17 protein-coding genes are annotated in these 18,392 nt (G+C 66.1%); 13 read left to right on the forward strand and 4 right to left on the reverse strand.

What is annotated here, in order from left to right; translation table 11 throughout:
* Positions 1 to 3: 3 nt before the first annotated feature.
* A complete protein-coding gene (locus ACZ46Y_RS05070) occupies positions 4 to 660 on the reverse strand; it encodes an arylesterase (RefSeq protein WP_311955016.1) in 657 nt (218 codons plus the stop codon).
* Here ACZ46Y_RS05070 and ACZ46Y_RS05075 point away from each other — a divergent pair.
* The 4 genes from ACZ46Y_RS05075 (at position 659) to ACZ46Y_RS05090 (ending at position 5,688) form a co-directional block, all read left to right on the forward strand.
* Positions 659 to 1,387 (forward strand): ABC transporter ATP-binding protein, encoded by a 729-nt coding sequence (locus tag ACZ46Y_RS05075; protein WP_311955017.1) that lies wholly within the window; start codon positions 659 to 661, stop codon positions 1,385 to 1,387. The genes ACZ46Y_RS05070 and ACZ46Y_RS05075 overlap by 2 nt on opposite strands.
* Positions 1,384 to 3,981: an ABC transporter permease gene (locus tag ACZ46Y_RS05080; protein ID WP_311955018.1), complete on the forward strand. Its 2,598-nt coding sequence runs from the start codon at positions 1,384 to 1,386 to the stop codon at positions 3,979 to 3,981. Before ACZ46Y_RS05075 ends, ACZ46Y_RS05080 begins: the two co-directional genes overlap by 4 nt.
* Positions 3,982 to 4,135: 154 nt before the next feature.
* Positions 4,136 to 4,438 carry a hypothetical protein gene (locus tag ACZ46Y_RS05085; RefSeq protein WP_311955019.1) on the forward strand — a complete coding sequence of 101 codons (303 nt, stop codon included), beginning with the start codon at positions 4,136 to 4,138 and terminating at the stop codon, positions 4,436 to 4,438.
* A gap of 2 nt (positions 4,439 to 4,440) precedes the next feature.
* On the forward strand, positions 4,441 to 5,688 hold the full coding sequence (locus ACZ46Y_RS05090) for a PqqD family protein (protein WP_311955020.1): 1,248 nt from the start codon (positions 4,441 to 4,443) through the stop codon (positions 5,686 to 5,688).
* Between the two features lie 301 nt (positions 5,689 to 5,989).
* On the opposite strand, the gene ACZ46Y_RS05095 is transcribed toward ACZ46Y_RS05090, so the two are convergent.
* The gene (locus ACZ46Y_RS05095) at positions 5,990 to 6,646 is read right to left on the reverse strand and encodes a histidinol-phosphatase (RefSeq protein ID WP_311955021.1); all 657 of its coding nucleotides are present in this window, start codon (positions 6,644 to 6,646) and stop codon (positions 5,990 to 5,992) included.
* A 207-nt stretch (positions 6,647 to 6,853) separates the two neighbouring features.
* Between ACZ46Y_RS05095 and ACZ46Y_RS05100 the strand changes: the two genes are divergently transcribed.
* Both ACZ46Y_RS05100 and ptsP read left to right on the forward strand, forming a co-directional pair.
* On the forward strand, positions 6,854 to 7,348 hold the full coding sequence (locus ACZ46Y_RS05100) for an RNA pyrophosphohydrolase (protein ID WP_311955022.1): 495 nt from the start codon (positions 6,854 to 6,856) through the stop codon (positions 7,346 to 7,348).
* 56 nt (positions 7,349 to 7,404) lie between these two features.
* Complete coding sequence (gene ptsP, locus ACZ46Y_RS05105) at positions 7,405 to 9,666, forward strand: phosphoenolpyruvate--protein phosphotransferase (protein ID WP_311945861.1); 2,262 nt, start codon at positions 7,405 to 7,407, stop codon at positions 9,664 to 9,666.
* 21 nt (positions 9,667 to 9,687) lie between these two features.
* Here the strand turns inward: ptsP and ACZ46Y_RS05110 are convergent, their stop codons facing one another.
* Together ACZ46Y_RS05110 and ACZ46Y_RS05115 are read right to left on the reverse strand one after the other, a co-directional pair.
* Complete coding sequence (locus tag ACZ46Y_RS05110; protein WP_311945843.1) at positions 9,688 to 10,461, reverse strand: NRDE family protein; 774 nt, start codon at positions 10,459 to 10,461, stop codon at positions 9,688 to 9,690.
* Between the two features lie 189 nt (positions 10,462 to 10,650).
* Positions 10,651 to 11,402, reverse strand: a protein-coding gene (locus tag ACZ46Y_RS05115; RefSeq protein ID WP_407650535.1) for an IS5 family transposase whose coding sequence is annotated in 2 segments (ribosomal slippage) — positions 10,651 to 11,067 and positions 11,070 to 11,402 — 750 coding nt in all. Because the reading frame shifts where the segments join, the coding sequence is not laid out codon by codon here.
* Between the two features lie 209 nt (positions 11,403 to 11,611).
* On the opposite strand from ACZ46Y_RS05115, the gene ACZ46Y_RS05120 reads away from it, so the two are divergent.
* The 7 genes from ACZ46Y_RS05120 to ACZ46Y_RS05150 all read left to right on the forward strand — a co-directional run bounded on the left by ACZ46Y_RS05120 (position 11,612) and on the right by ACZ46Y_RS05150 (position 18,303).
* Positions 11,612 to 12,409, forward strand: a complete 798-nt coding sequence (locus ACZ46Y_RS05120) for a sulfite exporter TauE/SafE family protein (protein ID WP_311956923.1) — start codon at positions 11,612 to 11,614, stop codon at positions 12,407 to 12,409.
* A 40-nt stretch (positions 12,410 to 12,449) separates the two neighbouring features.
* Positions 12,450 to 13,241 carry a prolipoprotein diacylglyceryl transferase gene (gene lgt, locus ACZ46Y_RS05125; protein ID WP_311956924.1) on the forward strand — a complete coding sequence of 264 codons (792 nt, stop codon included), beginning with the start codon at positions 12,450 to 12,452 and terminating at the stop codon, positions 13,239 to 13,241.
* Positions 13,242 to 13,377: 136 nt separating this feature from the next.
* Positions 13,378 to 14,151: a thymidylate synthase gene (locus tag ACZ46Y_RS05130; protein WP_311956993.1), complete on the forward strand. Its 774-nt coding sequence runs from the start codon at positions 13,378 to 13,380 to the stop codon at positions 14,149 to 14,151.
* Positions 14,148 to 14,726 (forward strand): dihydrofolate reductase, encoded by a 579-nt coding sequence (locus tag ACZ46Y_RS05135; protein ID WP_311956926.1) that lies wholly within the window; start codon positions 14,148 to 14,150, stop codon positions 14,724 to 14,726. Before ACZ46Y_RS05130 ends, ACZ46Y_RS05135 begins: the two co-directional genes overlap by 4 nt.
* Positions 14,727 to 14,845: 119 nt before the next feature.
* Positions 14,846 to 15,673, forward strand: coding sequence for a ProQ/FinO family protein (locus ACZ46Y_RS05140; RefSeq protein WP_311956927.1), 828 nt, complete (start codon positions 14,846 to 14,848; stop codon positions 15,671 to 15,673).
* 276 nt (positions 15,674 to 15,949) lie between these two features.
* Complete coding sequence (locus ACZ46Y_RS05145) at positions 15,950 to 17,101, forward strand: porin (protein ID WP_311956928.1); 1,152 nt, start codon at positions 15,950 to 15,952, stop codon at positions 17,099 to 17,101.
* 167 nt (positions 17,102 to 17,268) lie between these two features.
* The gene (locus ACZ46Y_RS05150; RefSeq protein ID WP_311956929.1) at positions 17,269 to 18,303 is read left to right on the forward strand and encodes a hypothetical protein; all 1,035 of its coding nucleotides are present in this window, start codon (positions 17,269 to 17,271) and stop codon (positions 18,301 to 18,303) included.
* Positions 18,304 to 18,392: the final 89 nt, after the last annotated feature.

The raw sequence follows: 18,392 nt of genomic DNA on the forward strand, positions 1-18,392 counted from the left end.
GACTCAGCCTTCGGCGGCTTTCAGCAGCGGCGCAAGCACCGGCCAGACGTTGTCCAGCACCCGCGGCTGAGCCTCGGCGGTGGGGTGAATGCCGTCATCCTGCATCAGCGCCTCGTCCAGGGCGATGCCGTCGAGGAGAAACGGCACCAGCGCTACGTGATAGGTAGCGGCCAGGCGCGGGTAAATATGGGTGAAGGCCTGGCGATAGGTCCGGCCGTAGTTGGGCGGGATATCGATGCCCAGCAGCAGCACTCGGGCATCCGCCGACTGGCTTTGCTCGACCATCTGCGCCAGATTGGCGTAAAGCTCGTCCGGGGGCAGGCCGCGCAGGCCGTCGTTGCCGCCAAGCTCAAGCACCACAAGCTCGGGCGAGTGCTTGTCCAGGAGCCCGGGGAAGCGCGCGCCGGCGCCGCTGCTGGTTTCGCCGCTGATGCTTGCGTTGATCACTTGGGCGTTATCTTCCAGCCGCTCGCGCAGCAGGTTCACCCAGCCCGCGTCTTGCTCGATGTTGTGCGCCGCGCTTAGGCTATCGCCCATGACCAGAAGCGTCGGGCGCGTATCGGCGGCGGCCGGCATAGCGGTGAGCAGGGCAAGGGCCGCAAGCGCTGCGCTGCCTGCCTGCTTTCGCCACCACTTTTTTCCGGGGATACACACTTTCATGTCGGACTCCTTTTCTGCTGCCGCGCCGTTGATCCATGCCGCCGGCCTGACCAAAAGCGTGGCAAGCGGGGCAGATACCCTTGCCATCTTACACGAGCTTTCCCTGGAGGTAGCGGCGGGGGAGAGCGTGGCGATTCTGGGCAAAAGCGGCTCGGGCAAGTCCACCCTGCTGGGGCTTTTGGCCGGATTGGATACCCCGAGCGCCGGCGAGCTTGCGCTGTTCGGCCAGTCGCTTGGCACGCTCGACGAAGACGCACGAGCGGCGCTGCGCGCCGGCCGGGTGGGCTTTGTGTTTCAGAACTTTCAGCTGTTGCCGACCCTGAGCGCGCTGGAGAACGTGCGGCTGCCGTTGGAGCTGACGTCCCGGGAGAATCGCAGCGCGGCCGCGCGGGAGTGGCTATCTCGGGTGGGGCTTGGCGAGCGCACCGCGCACCTGCCCAAACAGCTTTCCGGCGGCGAGCAGCAGCGCGTGGCGCTGGCAAGAGCCTTTGTTACCGAGCCCGAGCTGGTGTTTGCCGACGAGCCCACCGGCAACCTCGACCCGGAGACCGGCGCGGCGGTGATCGAGCTTCTGTTCACCCTCAACCGCGAGGCCGGCACGACGCTTGTGCTGGTCACCCACGATTACGCCCTGGCTCGGCGCTGCAGCCGCTGCCTGCGGCTGGAAGACGGCCGCCTGGAAGCGTTTGACCCCGACACGCCCCACATTCGGGAGGCAACCCCATGACGCCTGCCCTGCGGCTGGCGTTGACCGGCCTCAAGCGCGACCTGCGCGCCGCCGACGTGCGGGCGCTGTTCATGGCGCTGGTGCTGGCGGTGGCTGCCGCCACCATGATCGCTTTCTTTCTTGATCGCCTGGAGCGCGGGCTCGAGCGCCAGGCCGGGCAGCTTCTGGGCGGCGACCTGGTGCTGGAGCAGTCCGAGCCGTTCGATGACTCCCTGGTAGAAAAGCTCAAGGACGCCGGCTTGACGCTCAGCCGCCAGGTCGAGATGGCGTCCATGCTGCGCCGGGGCGAAGATTTTCAGCTGGCAAGCCTCAAGGCGGTGGATAGCGCCTGGCCGCACTACGGTAGCTCCCAGGTGGAGCAGCGATCCGGCACCGAAACCCTCGAGCGCCCGCCCGAGGCGGGCAGCGTCTGGGCCGACCCGCGGCTGAGGTCGCTGCTGGGTCTGAGCTTGGGCGATACGCTCCAGGTGGGCGAGGCTGAGCTTCGCGTCAGCGGCTTTATCCGGCGCGAGGCCAATCCCTCCGGCGGCTTTGGCAGCTTCAACCCGCGGGTGATGATCAACGCCGCCGACCTTGCCGCCACCGGGCTTGAGCAGCCCGGCTCGCGAATCGACTACTCGCTGCTCGGCGCCGGTCCGGCCGAGGCGCTCGATCGCCTGTCGCCGCTGCTTGAAGGGCTGCGCGAAGCGGGCGTGCAGGTGCGCGACGTGCGCACCGACCGCCCGCGGCTGGGCAGCGCCCTTGCCCGGGCGGAAAGCTATCTGGGCATTGCCGGACTGGCGGCGGTGCTGCTGGCCGGGGTGGCCGTGGCCATGGCCAGCCGGCGCTACGTCGAGCGCCACCTGGACACCGCCGCGCTGCTGCGCTGCTTTGGCGCCAGCCAGCGCCAGCTGACGCTGATTTTTGCCGGCCAGCTCCTGGGGCTGGCGCTGGTGGCCTCGCTGCTGGGCGCCCTTGTCGGCCTGGTCGGCCAGGCGCTGCTGGTGCGGCTGCTGGCCGGTTTTTTGCCGCTGACCCTGCCCGCGCCGGGCATGGCGCCGCTGTTTCTCGGGGCGCTGACCGCGCTTGCCGTGCTGGCGGGCTTTGCCGGGCCGGTAATGCTGCGCATCCGGCGCGTCAGCGCGCTGAAGGTGCTGCGCCGGGAGCTTGACCCGCTGCCGCCCTCGGCCTGGCTGGTGGCCGGCGTAGCGGCCGCGGTGTTTGGCGGCCTGCTGTGGCTGTATTCGGGCGACTTCGGCCTGGCGCTGGCCCTGCTGCTGGGCGGCAGCGCCGCGCTCGGCGTGCTCTGGGTCTGCGCTACGCTGCTGCTTCGAGCGGTGCTCGCCTTTGCCGTGCGGCTGGCGGGCAGCGGCCCCTGGTCCCGGGCACTGCGGCTGGGCGGCGGGCAGCTCGCCCGGCGGCGCCAGGCGGGGCTTGGGCAGCTTCTCGCCTTCGCCGTGACGTTTTTTGCCATGGCGATGATGGTAATGGTGCGCGGCGACCTGCTCGCCACCTGGCAGGCCCAGCTGCCCGATGACACGCCCAACTACTTCGCCATCAACATCCAGCCCGGCGAGCGCGAGGCGTTCGCCGAGGCCATTGCGCCGGTGGTCGAAGCCCAAAGCGCGCTCTACCCCATGGTGCGCGGGCGCGTCAGCGCGGTAAACGGCGCGCCGCCGGCTGATGCGCTGTCGCCCGAGGCCCGGGCCGACAACGCCCTGCGCCGGGCGCTGAACCTGACCTGGCGAGCCACAGTGCCCGAGGGCAACCGCGTGGTGGCCGGCGAGTGGTTCACCGACGCCGGCATCGAGCGAGACGCTTCCTCGAACGACGCGGCCTCGAACGCCGCCGCCGAGGGCTGGCTGGGCGCGGTGGACGCCGTGCCCGCCAAGGCCCCGGTGCCGATCTCGATGGAGGACGGCCTGGCCGGGCGGCTGGGGCTGGGGCTCGGCGATACCCTGACCTTCAGCATCGGCAGCGAAACGCTCAGGGCGCGCATTACCAACCTGCGCAGCCTCAGCTGGGACAGCTTCACGCCCAATTTCTACGTGATCTTCCCGCCGGGGGTGCTCGAGGACTTCGCCCACAGCTACATCACCGCGTTTTACCTGCCCGACGACGACCAGGGCCTGGCCAACCGACTGGCGGAGCGCTTCCCCGGGGTGTCGCTGCTCAACGTCGACGCGCTGCTGGGGCAGGTGCGCGAGGTACTGTTTCAGGTAACTCGCGCCATCGAGCTGATCCTCGCGCTGGTGCTGCTCGCCGGCGTCAGCGTGCTGTACGCCGCGCTTACCGCCAGCCAGCCGGTGCGCGCCCACGAAAGCGGGCTGTTGCGCGTGTTTGGCGCCGGCAACCGGCTGATCTCGCGGATTCAGGGGGCGGAGTTTGCCCTGCTCGGCGGCGCCAGCGGCCTGCTGGGGGCGGCGCTGGCCGAGCTTGCCACCGTCTACCTGTACCGCTATTGGCTGGACCTGCCGCCTCAGCTACACGGCTGGGTGTGGCTGGCGTTGCCGCTGGGCGGGGCGCTTGCCATCGGCGTGATCGGCCATGCGCTTTCCCGGGGGCTGCGCCGCCAGGCCCCGGCGGCAAGCCTTGGGCTGCTGGGCGAGGTGTGAGGCTATATGCCGAGCGCGTTGCGCGGAGCTGACGGATTCTGCCCATCCTTCAAATCGACAAATATTCCACAAATCTCATGGACTGGTAGAGACAAGGGCGGCGCGGCGTTATCATGAACACCGTTCGATAACTTTCCAACCAGCGAGGCGCGCCATGTCAGAGCCTATATCAGAGCATGATGAAACAGCTATAACCCCTGATCTTCATCGCCAGCGTCGTCGTCGGCTGCTGGCCGCGCTGGGTACCGGGCTGGCCGGCGCTTACGTGGCACCGACGCTGTTCAGCGTGGGCCAGGCCCGCGCCGGCGGCAGCTACTCGCGCCCCAGCTATTCGCGGCCTTCTCGGCCCAGCCGCTATCGCGGGCCTTACCGCCGCGAACGCAGGCGGCTGCACGAATACGAAGATGAACCGGTGCGGATCCTTGAGGATATCCTGCTCGGCCCGCCGCGGCGCTGATGATGCCGTTAGCCGCTGATACGGCGCCGGTGGACGTGACCCTGCCGGGGCTCGGGCGCTGCCTGCGGGTCTACAACGCCCCGGAGGTGCTGGAAGCGCTCGTTAGGGCGATGCCGGGCTGGCCCCTGCGCCGGGAGCCGGCCGCCGGCGTTTCTCCGGGGCTCTACGTTTACCGCGACGGCGAAGGGCTGTGGCAGAGCGACCCCGGCACCGCCGAGGAGTTTATGCTGCCCTCATCGGCGTCCGCGGCCTGCAGCCTGGCGGCGGACCTGTTGTCCCTGCGTCTTGAGCACGATAACGAGCTGGTGGGCCTGCACTGCGGCAGCGTCGAGATCGACGGTCGGCTAGCGCTGTTTCCGCAAAGCAGCCGGGCGGGGAAGAGCACCCTGGCGACGGCCTTTGCCGCCGCCGGGTACCGGCTGTTCGGCGACGACGTCCTGGGATTAACGCCTGCGGGCAAGGGCATGGCCATGGGCGTGGCGCCGCGGCTGCGCCTGCCGCTGCCAACCTCCTTCTCCGCCGAGTTTGCCGACTATACCCGGCGCCGGGCCGGCCCCGAGGACGACCGCTACCGCTTTGTGGTGCCGCCCGACGGCGGCCTGGCGCGTTCCGAGGAAACTCGCCCGCTGGGGGCGCTGGTGCTGCTCGAGCGCCACGATGCGCCGGTGGCGCCCGAAGCGCTGCCGCTGGCGCCGGGGGAGGGGCTACTGCAGCTGCTGTGCCAAAACTTTGCTCGGGAAACGCCGCCCGAGGCGCTGATGGCGCGCTTTATGCCGCTGATGCAGCATCTGCCGTGCCTGCTGCTGCGCTATAGCGAGCCGCTGGCCGGGGCAAGGCACCTGGCGCAGGTGCTGGAGCGCGGTGAGAGTAAGCTGATCGGTAAGAAGGGGTTCGCTGATACCGGCCCCGCGCCGGCAGTAGGGGCCGCGGCACACAGCGCGGAAACGCCGGCCGTTGCCCGGGACGCGCCCTGGAAGCCGGGGACCCACGTCAACGTCTACCCGCTGGGCGACGAACTGTTTCTGATCCACACGCCGAGCGGCGAAATTCACCGTCTCAACTTAACCGGCCGGCTGGTGTGGCAGCTGCTGCAGCACGAAGCGCTGACGGTAAACGAGCTCGGCGAGCTGCTGGCGGACTACTTTGCCGCACCCGCCGGGGCGGTTACCGACGACGTAGCGACGCTCATGGGCGAGCTGCACCGTGCCGGCCTGGTGATTGCCGAGTCATCACGAGCGCAAGCGAAGTGATCTCCTTAAGCTGCCGGTTGCTGTGCTGTGTAGCACCCAACCCCGAGATTGCTTCGCTACGCTCGCAATGACTATGGGGGAACGCTCGCAATGACTATGGGGGAACGCTCGCTATGGCGTAGTGGGCACGGGCGCTTTTCCCGCTACGGTCATCGCGAGGAGCGCAGCGACGTGGCGATCTCATGCTGTGCTGTGTAGCACCCAACCCCGAGATGGCTGCGCTTCGTTTATACCCGCCCTTTGGATGCTCGCCATGACCCAGGGGAAGCGCTCGCTATGGCCCGATTCCGGAGTCTGCTTATCACTCGCGAAGCGAGATAATACGCCAGCCGCGCTCTCGGGCGATCTGGCGCAGGGTGTCGTCCGGGTCCACGGCTACGGGGTTGTCCACCATCTCCAGCAGCGCCAGGTCGTTGTGCGAGTCGCTGTAGAACCAGGCGTCGTCCAGGGTATCGCTGCGGCTTTCGAGCCACTCGTTGAGCCGGGTGATCTTGCCTTCGCGAAAGCTTGGCGTACCTGAAACCCGGCCGGTATAGCGGCCGTCGGCCACTTCGGGCTCCACGGCGATCAGATGATCGATGCCCAGCCGCTCGGCAATGGGGTCGGTGATGAAGCGGTTGGTCGCGGTGATGATCAACAGCGTATCGCCCTGGGTGCGGTGGCGGGCAATCAGCTCTTCGGCCCGGGGCAGAATGCCGGGCTCGACCTTAGCCGCCATGAACTGCTGGTGCCAGGCGGCCAGCTGCTCCGGCGTGTTGTCGGCCAGCGGCTTGAGCGCCACGGCAAGAAAGGCGTCGATATCCAGCGTGCCGGCGTCGTAATCCGCCATGAAGCGCTCGTTGGCCTCGCGGTACGCCTTGGCGTCCACCGCGCCCTGTTCGAGCAGAAACTCCCCCCAGGCGTGATCGCTGTCGATGGACAGCAGCGTATTGTCCAGGTCGAAAATGGCCAGGCTCACGGCATTCCCCTTAACGTTGATGGCATCCATGGCGCGCGCCGCAGGCGTTGCGCCGGCGGCGGGGCGGGATTATGGCAAAAGCCGCCGGGTTTTCCCAACGCCTGCCGTCAACATGCCCTAAATCCTCAACGGTATAACGAATGTATTGATAGTGCTGTGACCATTGTGGAAAAATGGCCTTAACTACAGTTTATCAAGGTGACGTCCGTGATCGACGCAGACGGCTTTCGCCCCAACGTTGGCATCATCATTGCCAATGCCCAGGGGCAGCTGCTTTGGGCGCGTCGGGTCGGGCAAAACGCGTGGCAGTTTCCCCAGGGAGGCATCAAGGCAGATGAATCGCCGCAACAGGCACTTTTTCGTGAGCTGCACGAAGAAATCGGCCTGACCGCCGATGATGTGGCCGTTGAGGCCTGCACCCGGGGGTGGCTACGCTACCGCCTGCCGCGACGCATGATTCGCACGCATTCCCGGCCGGTGTGCATCGGCCAGAAGCAAAAATGGTATCTGCTCCGGATCCGCTGCCAGGATAGCCGGATCTGTATGACGGCCACGTCCAAGCCAGAGTTCGACGGCTGGCGCTGGGTGAGCTACTGGTATCCCCTCGGGCAGGTCGTGCCGTTCAAGCGGGAGGTGTATCGGCGCGCGCTGCGCGAGCTTTCGCCGCGGCTGCAGCGCATTGCCCGGGACGGCACCCGCTAGCCGCAGTGACGGCTGAAACCCCAGCGAGGCATGAATTTGTGAAGAACAAGACGTCCATGCTCGAGGTGCTGCGCCGCATCATTCAGGAAGTCAACGGCGCGCGCAGCCTTGATGCCGCCCTGGCGACCATGGTACGCCGCATCCGCAAGGCCATGCGCACCGACGTATGCTCCTTTTACCTCTACGACGAAGCGCTGGAAACCCTGGTGCTGATGGAAACCATCGGCCTGCGCACCCACGCCGTAGGGCGCGTCATGCTGCCGCTGGGCGAGGGGCTGGTGGGGCTGGTGGCCAAGCGCCGCGAGCCGCTCAACCTGGAAGACGCCCAGGCCCACCCGCGGTTTCGCTATTTCGAGTCCACCGGGGAAGAGCGCTATTCGAGCTTTCTGGGCATTCCCATCATTTACCAGCGCCGCATGCTCGGCGTGCTGGTGGTGCAGCAGGCCGAGAACCGCCGCTATACCGATGAAGACGAGGCCTTTCTGGTCACCATGGCCGCACAGCTTTCCGGGGTGCTGGCCCACGCCCTGGCCACCGGCGACTTGACGCGCCCGGCGCCCGACGGGCGTCAGATGACCTTCAAGGGCGTGCCCGCCTCCCCGGGCATTGCCATGGGCGAGGCGGTGGTGATTACGCCGCCGGCAGATCTCAACAGCGTGCCCGATCTGATCCCCCGGGACGAGGCCTTCGAGGTGGCCCGGCTCAAGGAGGCCATCGACAAGACCCGGGAAGAAATCGGCGCTGCCGGCCGCCGGCTGGCCAAGCGGATCTCCGCCCAGGAGCTGGCGCTTTTTGACGTCTACCAGCAGATGCTCGGCGAATCGGCGCTGTCCCGGGAGGTGGAAAAGCGCATCCGCGAAGGGCAGTGGGCGCCCGGGGCGCTGGCCGACGTGGTGCGCCGCCACGTGCAGTACCTGGAACGGGTGGACGACGACTACCTGCGCGAACGCGCCGCCGACGTCCGCGATCTCGGCCGGCGAGTGCTCGCGCACCTGCAGCGGGATGCCTCGGCCACGCCGGACTCCTACCCCGACAACACCGTGCTGGTAGGGGACGAGATCAGCGTGGCGCTATTGGGCGAGGTGCCGCGCAGCAAGCTCAAGGGCCTGGTGTCGGTGCGCGGGTCGAGCACCTCCCACGTGGCGATCGTCGCCCGGGCCATGGGCGTTCCCACCGTGCTTGGCATGATGGATCTGCCGCTGCCGCGGCTTTCCGGCGCGCCGGTGGTGGTGGACGGCCACCGCGGCCGGCTGTTTGTGCGCCCGAGTGCGGAGCTCGACAAGTACTACGCCACCCTGGTCGAAGAGGAGCGCGAGCTCAGCGAGCTGCTGGAGCACGAGCAGGACTTTCCCAGCGTGACCACCGACGGCCACGAGATGCCGCTGATGGTCAACACCGGCCTGGCGGTGGACGCCGTGACCCTGCTCAAGAGCCGCATCAGCGGCGTCGGGCTTTATCGCACCGAAGTTCCGTTCATGATTGCCCAGCGCTTCCCCGGCGAGCAGGAGCAAACCCGGCTGTACCGCGAGCAGCTCGAGGGCTTTGCCCCGCTGCCGGTGGTCATGCGCACCCTGGACATCGGCGGCGACAAGGACCTGCCTTACTTTCCCATCGACGAAGCCAACCCCTTTCTCGGCTGGCGCGGCATGCGCGTGACCCTGGACCACCCCGAAGTGCTGATCGTCCAGCTGCGCGCCATGCTCAAGGCCTCTCAAGGGCTTAATAACCTCCACGTGCTGCTGCCGATGATCACCAACGTCGCCGAGGTGGACGAGGCGCTGGGGCTGCTGGAGCGCGCCATCGTCGAGCTGGGCGAAGAGGGCGTGGCCGTGACGCGCCCTCGGGTCGGAGCGATGATCGAAGTGCCGGCCACGCTCTACCAGATGGACGCGCTGGCCAAGCGGGTGGACTTCTTCTCGGTGGGCAGCAACGACCTGACCCAGTACCTGCTCGCCGTGGATCGCAACAACCCCCGGGTGTCGGACCTGTACGATCCGCTGCATCCGGCGCTTTTGACCGCGCTCGACAAGCTCGCCCGGGACGCCCGGCGCCTTGAGCGGCCGATTTCGCTGTGCGGCGAGCTCGCCGGCGACCCGGCCGGGGCGCTTCTGCTCATGGGCATGGGCTTTGCCGGCCTGTCGATGAACGCCCCCAGCCTGCCCAAGGTGCGCGCCGCCATTCGCCGGGTGGCTCTGGATGACGCCAAAACGCTTTTAGCCGAAGTCATGGAAAAGGACACCCCGGAAGAGGTGCGCCGGCACCTGCAGTCGCGCATGAGCGGCTGGCAGCTGGCGCACCTTTTGCCTCCGGAAAACTGATCGGCCGGGCGCCGTCTGCGCTCAGCCGATCGCGCCGGCCGTACTCCCCGCCAATACGCCGCCCGCGCCGAAGCGCTGCTCGGTCATGGTCACTCGCCCGTGCCGGCCAAGCGTAAGCCAGGTCGTGGCTCGGGTGCCGTAGGTCTCGCCGCGAATGAACGCCGCCGACAGCGCCCTTTCAACTTCGGGCGCGACGCCGGTATCCGGCAGGGCGGCGTCGTCCGCCCGACGATCGTTTTGGATCGCCGCCAGCGCCGGCCCGGGAAAGTCCCCGCCTTGCCGCGCCTCTTCCATGGCCCGGCACAGCGCTTGGGTCTTGGGCCAGGGCGTATCCAGATCGGCGTTGGAAACCCCGTGAATGCCCGCCGCCACGCGCCTGAGCGCGGTGCGTTCGCGGCTGCGGTGCAGGTGCCACAGGCGCTCGGGGGTGGCGACCAGCAGATTGAAGCCGGCGTAGCGGTGTGCCGTGGCGGCCAGCGCGTCCAGCCAGGCGGGCAGGTCCCGGCAGGCGAGCGCCTGGCAGACAAGCTCGCCCCGACTGGGCGCGCCCGCCGGCGACTCTTCCCGCGGGTCGCGCATGTTGGTCAGCGCCGCCACGGTGCCGAAGGCGTTGGCGGCAAGCCAGGTACCGCCGGCCTGCTTGTCGCGGCCGCCCAACAGCGTCACGTCCGGCCCGCTCGCTGGCGTCCAGCGGTGCAGGGGAGCGGTAGGACGGGCGTGGAGCTCGTCGCGGTTGGCGATCAGGCGCAGCGGCACCGGCGCGCCGGGCTGCCAGTCAAAGGCGAGCAAACACATCGGGGTCTCCTTGGTGTGACGGGCTATTGCCGCTGGATAGCTTATACGGCGCCGGGGACAGGTCGAAGAGGGGGTTCTACGTCATGGATGGCGTAGGTAGCGTCCAGGGATGGATTTACAGCGCCCCTCGCAGGCCTGTCGCCGGCTCAGCCGTATGGTCCAGTTCAACGACGCTAGGGGCGTTAACAATTAGGCCAGCCATATGGCGGCTGACACGAGGCAGAGGAGTGACTGGTAGTTTCTTGCCAGTCGCTCATAGCGTGTAGATAACCGCCGGAACTTCTTGATTTTCTGAAAGAACCTCTCCACCAGATTGCGATCTTGGTAACAGTGCCAGTCTACTTCAATGCGCGCCAAACGATTCTTTTTCGGAGGAATCACCGGCTCGGCACCTGCGGCCTGAATCATGTCCCGCAGAGCAGTGGAGTCATACCCCTTGTCGCCCAGCACCGCTTGCGGGGAAAAACCTTCCAGTAGAGCGGGAGCAGCACCATACTCCGACGCCTGGCCCGGTGTGAGAACCAATCGTACTGGGTTACCTAACGCATCGACTGCGGCATGAATTTTGGTGCTCAATCCGCCTCGAGATTTGCCCATGGCTTCGACGTCTTGCGTGTTTTTTTTGACGCTCCATGCTGGTGCACCCTGACGATGCTACCGTCGATCATCAGCTGCTCTAGATCGGGATCGTCGGCTACTGTGTCAAAAATACGCTGCCAAACGCCCTTTCGTGACCAACGGTTATACCGCATGTAGACGGTGTGCCAGCGCCCAAAAGATTCGGGAAGATCACGCCACGGGGCGCCGGTCCGAGCGATCCAGAGCACGGCTTCCACGAACAGGCGATTGTCCTTGGCAGTTACCCCACAGTCTGAGGCTTTGCCGGGGAGCAGGTGCTCGATTCGCTCCCACTGATCATCGCGTAACTTCAACCGACTCATGGCCCACCAAAATCTATGAATACTAAATCAGTTTAAACGAAACTAATGATTGTTAACACACCCTAGCACTGCCTTGTTGGGGCATCGTGACAGCCCTTCGGGAGCCGGGTACACTGGCCGGCCCAACGCCGGGCGGCGCGGCATCCCCCGGCGTTTCTATTGATGGATCATCACATGCTCGACAGCGTAACAGAGGAGGCCCCTGTGCCATGAGTATTGCCTTGACCCTGCTGGGGTATCTGGCGCTGGGCGCGGCGGCCGGTACGCTCGCCGGCCTGTTCGGCGTGGGCGGCGGTATCATCATCGTGCCCGCGCTGGTGTTTGCCTTCGGCTTGCAGGGCATCGCCCCCGACGTAGTGGTGCATCTGGCCGTGGGCACCTCGCTTGCCACCATTGTGGTTACCGGAGCGTCGTCGGCGTACGGCCACTGGCATAGGGGCAGCATTCACCTGCCCTGGCTCAAGGTGCTGCTGCCGGGGCTGGTGCTGGGCGCGGTGCTCGGGGTCTTCGTCGCCGGCGGGCTCTCGGCCACCGTGCTGGGCACGCTGTTCGGCGCGTTCGTGGTGCTGGTGGCCATCAGGATGCTGCTGGGGCTGGCGCCCAAGCCCGGCAGTACGCCGCCGGGAAGTCTCGCCATGGGCGTGGCCGGTGTGGTCATCGGCGGTATTTCGGCGCTGTTCGGCATCGGCGGCGGTACGCTCAGCGTGCCCTGGCTTTCGCGCTGCGGCGCGAGCATGACCCGGGCCGTGGGCACCTCGGCCGCCTGCGGGCTGCCCATTGCCCTGGCCGGGGCGCTGACGTTCATCGTCGTGGGCTGGGGCAACCCGCTGCTGCCCGATGCCGCCACCGGGTTTGTCATGTGGCCGGCGTTTTTCGGCGTGGTGCTGGCAAGCGTGCCCTTCGCCCGGGTGGGCGTGAAGCTCGCCCACGTATTGCCCGCGCGGATAATGCGCTACGCCTTTGCCGTCCTGCTGATCGTGGTCGGCGTGCGCTTTATCATGAGTTAACGCCCGTGATTTCCTTCCCTGTTTGCTGCTCGAGATTCGTATGATTGCCTACCCCGATATTGACCCCGTTGCCGTATCGCTCGGGCCGCTGCAGGTGCACTGGTACGGGCTGATGTATGTGATCGGCTTTGTTGCCGCCTGGTGGCTGGGCGGGCGCCGGGCGCCGCGCTTTGGCCTGACTCGCGATGACGTCAGCGACCTGCTGTTCTACGCCGCGCTGGGCGTGGTGCTCGGCGGCCGGCTGGGCTACGCGCTGTTTTACGGCCTGGGCCAGTGGGCCGCCGATCCGCTGTGGATTTTCCGCGTCTGGGACGGCGGCATGAGCTTTCACGGCGGGCTGATTGGCGTGCTGCTGGCGGCCGGCTGGTTTGCGCGTAAAAAGCAGCTGGCGTTTTTTACTCTGACCGACTTTATTGCCCCCTTGGTGCCCATCGGCCTGGGTGCCGGGCGCATCGGCAACTTCATCAACCACGAGCTGCCGGGGCGCGTGACCGCGCTTCCCTGGGGCATGCCGTTTCCCGGCACCGACGGGCAGCCGCGCCACCCTTCGGCGCTTTACGAGGCGCTGCTGGAAGGCGCGGTGCTGTTTGCGCTGCTGTGGTGGGTTTCGGCCAAACCGCGCCGCCGCGGGCTGGTGTCGGGGCTGTTTCTCATCGGTTACGGCGTCTTTCGCTTCGCGGTGGAGTTTGTCCGCTTGCCGGACGCGCATATCGGCTTTATCGCCTTCGGCTGGCTGACCATGGGCCAGCTGCTTACGCTGCCGATGATGGCCTTTGGCCTCCTGCTGGTGGCCTGGTCGCGCCAGCAGCCGGTGGACGCGCGCCTGCCGTAACGGCCCGGCACGGCGTACCGCTAACTCGTCTTTGTCACTCGTCTTTGTCACTCGTCTTTGTCAACAGGAGCGCCTTGTGTCCGCCAACCAGCCGGCCCTCGAACAGCCCTCTCTTGAGCAACCCTATCTCGACCTGATGCGCCATGTGCTGGAGACCGGCACCGACCGCGACGACCGCACGGGCACGGGCACGCGCTCGGTGTTCGGCCACCAGATGCGCTTTGATCTCGCCCGCGGATTTCCGCTGGTGACCACCAAAAAGCTGCACCTGCGCTCGATCATCCACGAACTTTTGTGGTTTTTGAGCGGCGACACCAACATCGCCTACCTGCAGGACAACGGCGTGCGCATCTGGAACGAGTGGGCCGATGACAACGGCGATCTCGGCCCGATTTACGGCTACCAGTGGCGCAGCTGGCCGCGCCCGGACGGCGGCCACGTGGACCAGATACGCCGGGTGGTGGAGCAGATCCGCCATAACCCCCAGTCCCGCCGGCTCATCGTCTCGGCGTGGAACCCGGCCCAGGTCGACGAAATGCAGCTGCCGCCGTGCCACTGCCTGTTCCAGTTTTACGTGGCGGCCGGCCGGCTGTCGTGCCAGCTTTACCAGCGCAGCGCGGATATCTTCCTCGGCGTGCCGTTCAACATCGCCAGCTACGCTTTACTGTTAAGCATGGTGGCGCAGGTGGTGGGGCTTGAGCCGGGGGAGTTTATCCACACCCTGGGCGATGCCCACCTCTACGATAACCACCTGGAGCAGGCCCGGGAGCAGCTCGCGCGCACGCCCAAGGCGCCGCCCCGGCTTGCGCTGACGCCGGAAGTGGACGATCTTTTGGCTTTTACCTTCGATGATATTCAGCTGGAGGGCTACGATGCCCATCCGCCCATCAAGGCACAGGTAGCCGTATGAATTCCCGGAACAGTCAAGGTGCTGCGCTGACAAACCCGGACCCGGCGCCGCTGGTCCCCGTGGCGATGATCGCCGCGATGTCGCGCAACCGCGTCATCGGCGTAGGCGGCGAGCTGCCCTGGCATCTGCCCGAGGACCTTAAGTTCTTCAAGCGCATAACCCAGGCCAAGCCGCTGGTGATGGGGCGCAAGACGTTTGACTCCATTGGCTGGCCGCTGCCCGGCCGGCGCAATATCGTTATTACTCGGGATACGGCGTTTGCCCACTCCGGCGTTGAGGTGTGCCACAGCCTGGCGGATGCGCTGGCGCTGGCCGACCGCTACGCCACCGTCGAGGCGGCCGACGAGATCATGGTCATGGGCGGCGGTGAAATCTACGCCCTGGCGATGCCCTACGCCCAGCGGCTCTACCTCACCGAAGTGGACATCGACATCGAGGGTGACACGCACTTTCCCGCCGTTGACCCGGCGCAGTGGCAGGAAACCCGGCGCGACGCCGGCGCGGCAGCAAAGGGCCAGCCCGACTATGCTTTTGTGGTATATCAGCGCCGGGCAGAGTCGCAGGAGAATGGATAGCAGCCGGGCAGATTTGGCATTTGAGAAAGCAGTAGGGAAAGTAGCAAAAATGCCGTGCAACGGCGCCCACACGAGTGACACGACCCACGAACGGCTCAAGAACAAAGAGGAAGCGACGGATGCCTGAACGCGTGACGCATCTGCTGGACGATCTGGAGGCTCGGCTGGGGGAGGCCCGGGCCGAGCTTTCGACGCTGCGCGACGAAAACCGGCGTCTGAAAAGCCGCCTGGCGCAGCGCCCGACGGCCGATACCGGCGAGCTCAACGAAGCGGCGGCCCCTTCAGCGGCGACGGAAGCAACGGCGACGAAAGCAACGTCGGCGGCAAAAGAAAGCTCGGCAACGGAAGAAGCCGCAGCGGCGGAAGAAACGTCAGTGCCGGGCGAAGCAGAGGGCTCGGCAGCGGTAGCCGCTGCGGAAAAGAACGCCGCCACCGAGGAAACGCCGCCGGCGCCCCAGGCGCTGCTCAAGCAGTGGCAGTCGCGCTACCCCGAGGCGTTTGCCGCCGCCGAGGTCCGCCCGCTGAAGGTGGGCATTCATCACGACCTGGCCGCCCGGGAGCCCTGGTCCAACAAGCTGATCCGCCGAGCGCTCGCCGGCTACGTCAATCGCCCCCGCTACGCCAGGGCGCTGAAGGAAGGCGCGCCGCGTATCGACCTTGACGGCAACCCCGCCGGCACGGTGGACGCCACCGCGGCCCGGACCGCGCAGGAAAAATACCGCCGGTGGGCAGAGGCGAAAGCCCGCCGGGGGAACGCCGGGGCGCCCGGGGGAAAACCTCGCCGCCCGCACAAGGGCAAGGCCGCCAGGGCCGACGCCCCGGCCGGCAAAAAGCAAGGCGGGGCGGCAGCGCCACAAAACGACAAAATGTCGCAGCCGGCAAAAAAAGAGCCGAGCCTGGAAGAAAAGCTCGCTAGCCTGCAGCGCCGCTTTGGCGGGCGGGGGTGAGGTATTAGGCGCGCATGAGACAAAGAAAAGCGGCCGCGGGTTCCGTAGGAAGTAGGCAAATCATAAGAAAACAGTGTTTTTTTCTATTGCGTTCCCGCGAAACCCGGTATAGAGTTCTTCCTGCGAGCATTGGAATATCACCAGGCTTGAGCAAAAACATGACGTATTCCGGCGTTGCGACGCGGCGGAAATAAAAGAACAGCATGCTTTCAAGCCAGTAGCGGGCCAAGCGCCCATAGACGATCAAAACAGTAGGCTAGTTAAGGAACTGATCCCATGAAAAAGACACTCTTGGCGACTGCTATCGCGGGTGCTGCCTTCGTTTCTGCCGGCGCCCAGGCTGCCACCATCTACAACGAAGACGGCACCAAACTCGACCTCTACGGCAACATCCAGCTTGCCTACAAGGACATCGAAACCCGCCAGGACGACGGCAGCGTCGAATCCAACGACGAGCTGTTCGACAACGGCTCTACCGTGGGCTTCGCCGGTGAGCACCTGATCACCCGCGATCTCCAGGGCTACTTCAAGGCCGAGTTCGAGCACGAGGCCGACGAAGCCAAAGGGCCGGGCAACGGTCTGACCGACGGCGACCAGGCCTACCTGGGCCTGAAGGGCAACTTCGGTGACCTGCGCGTGGGCTCCTGGGATCCGCTGATCGACGACTGGATCCAGGACCCGATCACCAACAACGAATACTTCGACGTATCCGACTCCAACGGCCGCATCGCGGGTCTCGAAAACCGCGAAGGCGACAAGGTGACCTACACCTCGCCGTCGTTCAACGGCTTCCAGTTCGCCGTGGGCACCCAGTACGAAGGCGACGCTGAAGATCGTGGCAATAAAGAATTCGACTTTAATGGGGATGCTAAAGCAACCATTAGCGATGACAGCAGCAGCAGCGCTTCCTTCTTCGGCGGCGCCAAGTACACCGCCGGTGCCTTCTCCATCGCCGCGGTCTACGACGACCTCAACAACAACGACGGTACCTACGCTGGCAAAGACACCAACGGCAATGACGTTAGCGGCGATTTTGACGCCGGCGAGCAGTACGGCATTACCGCCCAGTACACCGTCGACACCCTGCGCATGGCGCTGAAGCTCGAGCGCTTCGAGGCTGGCAACGACCTTCAGGCCGACACCAACTACTACGGCCTGGGCGCGCGCTACGGCTACGGCATGGGCGACATCTACGGCGCCTACCAGTACGTTGACGTCGGCGGCGACAGCTTCACCGATACGTTCAAGGACGCCACTACGCACGGCGACTGGCCCAGCGAGCGCGAAGACGAAAGCTACAACGAAGTCGTTCTCGGCGCGACCTACAACGTCTCCGACGCGATGTACACCTTCGTTGAAGGCGCCCTGTACGATCGCAACGACGATGAAGACGACGGCGTTGCCGTAGGTGCGGTTTACCTGTTCTAAATCGCTTCCCTGAACCCGGTAGCAGGGGCGGCACTATCGATGATAGAAAGCCCCTTGGGTTTAAACCCAGGGTTTAAAAAAGCAAAGCCGGCCCCCGAGGGCCGGCTTTTTTTGTTAGGTTAAGCCGAACGTTTTCTTTTCCGTTACCCGACAAGCGAGTACCGCCCATGAAACCCGCAGTTATCATCACGCTGGCGCTGGGCCTCGGCGTGGCCAGCACCCCGGCCCTTGCCAGCGACGTGCAGGAGCGCTTCCGCGAAGAAGGCAAGCAGATAGACCTGACGGGCTACCTGAAGGCCGACAACGACGCCCGCAGCCGCAGCTTTTTCTACGGGCGGGCCCACGAGCACGACTTCACCGTGGAAAAAGACGGCACCTATACGTTTGCCAGCCACGTGCCGGGCGGCGAGACCACCGACTACCGCATCTCCGCGACGCTGCTGGACGACAGCGGCAGCGTGGTCGCGCGCGATAAAGGGCTGGGCAACGCCGGCGGGCTTACGCTTACCCAGCGGCTGGAAAAGGGTGACTACACGCTGCGGGTCGAGGGCCACAAGTTTGGCTCCAGCGGCAACGCCGAGGGCAACAGCTTCTACGTGACGGTAGAGGGTACTGACGTGGCCGGCGGCGTATCCCGCGGCGAGGGCATCGCCTTTTCCGGCGGCCGGCCCGGCGGCAGTAAAACCGCCATGGTGCGCCGCCCAGGCGCAGTGGCCGCGGTAGCGCCGCCGTCGTCGCGCTCGCCCCGGGCAGAAGCGCCGGCAGCGGCCAGCGCTGAAGCCGAGGCAGGCACGAGCGCGCCGGCCGCGCAAAATCAGAGCGAGGCGGGCAAGGCCCCGGATACCGGCGCCGATCAGACGGCTCAGGCATCGCGGCAGCAGGGCTTTGAAGAGGTCGTCGCCGACGTCAAAATCCGTGCCAGCGGCGAGGTCATGACCTTTGAAGTGCTGGAGAAGGGCACCGTGGCCGTCACGACCTCGACCTTTCCCGGCAACGAAGGCAGCTACCGCATCGAAGCCGAAGTGCTGGATAGCGACGGCAACGTGGTCGCCAGGGACGCCGGCGAAGGCTTCGACGGCGATGTCGACCTGCGTACCGAGCTGGCGCCGGGCGAGTACCGCGTCCGCGTCAAGGGGCAGAAGTTCAGCGGCGCCAGAAGCGGCGTGAACAACTACGAGCTCAAGGTGCGCCAGCTCGACTGACCAGGATGGGGTGCGTTTGCCGGGATGGGGATTCAATACGCCATGGCGGCCTGCCATTAGGCGGCTGAAAGCCGCCAGGGCGTTTGGCT

It is taken from the genome of Halomonas garicola (assembly GCF_055382465.1).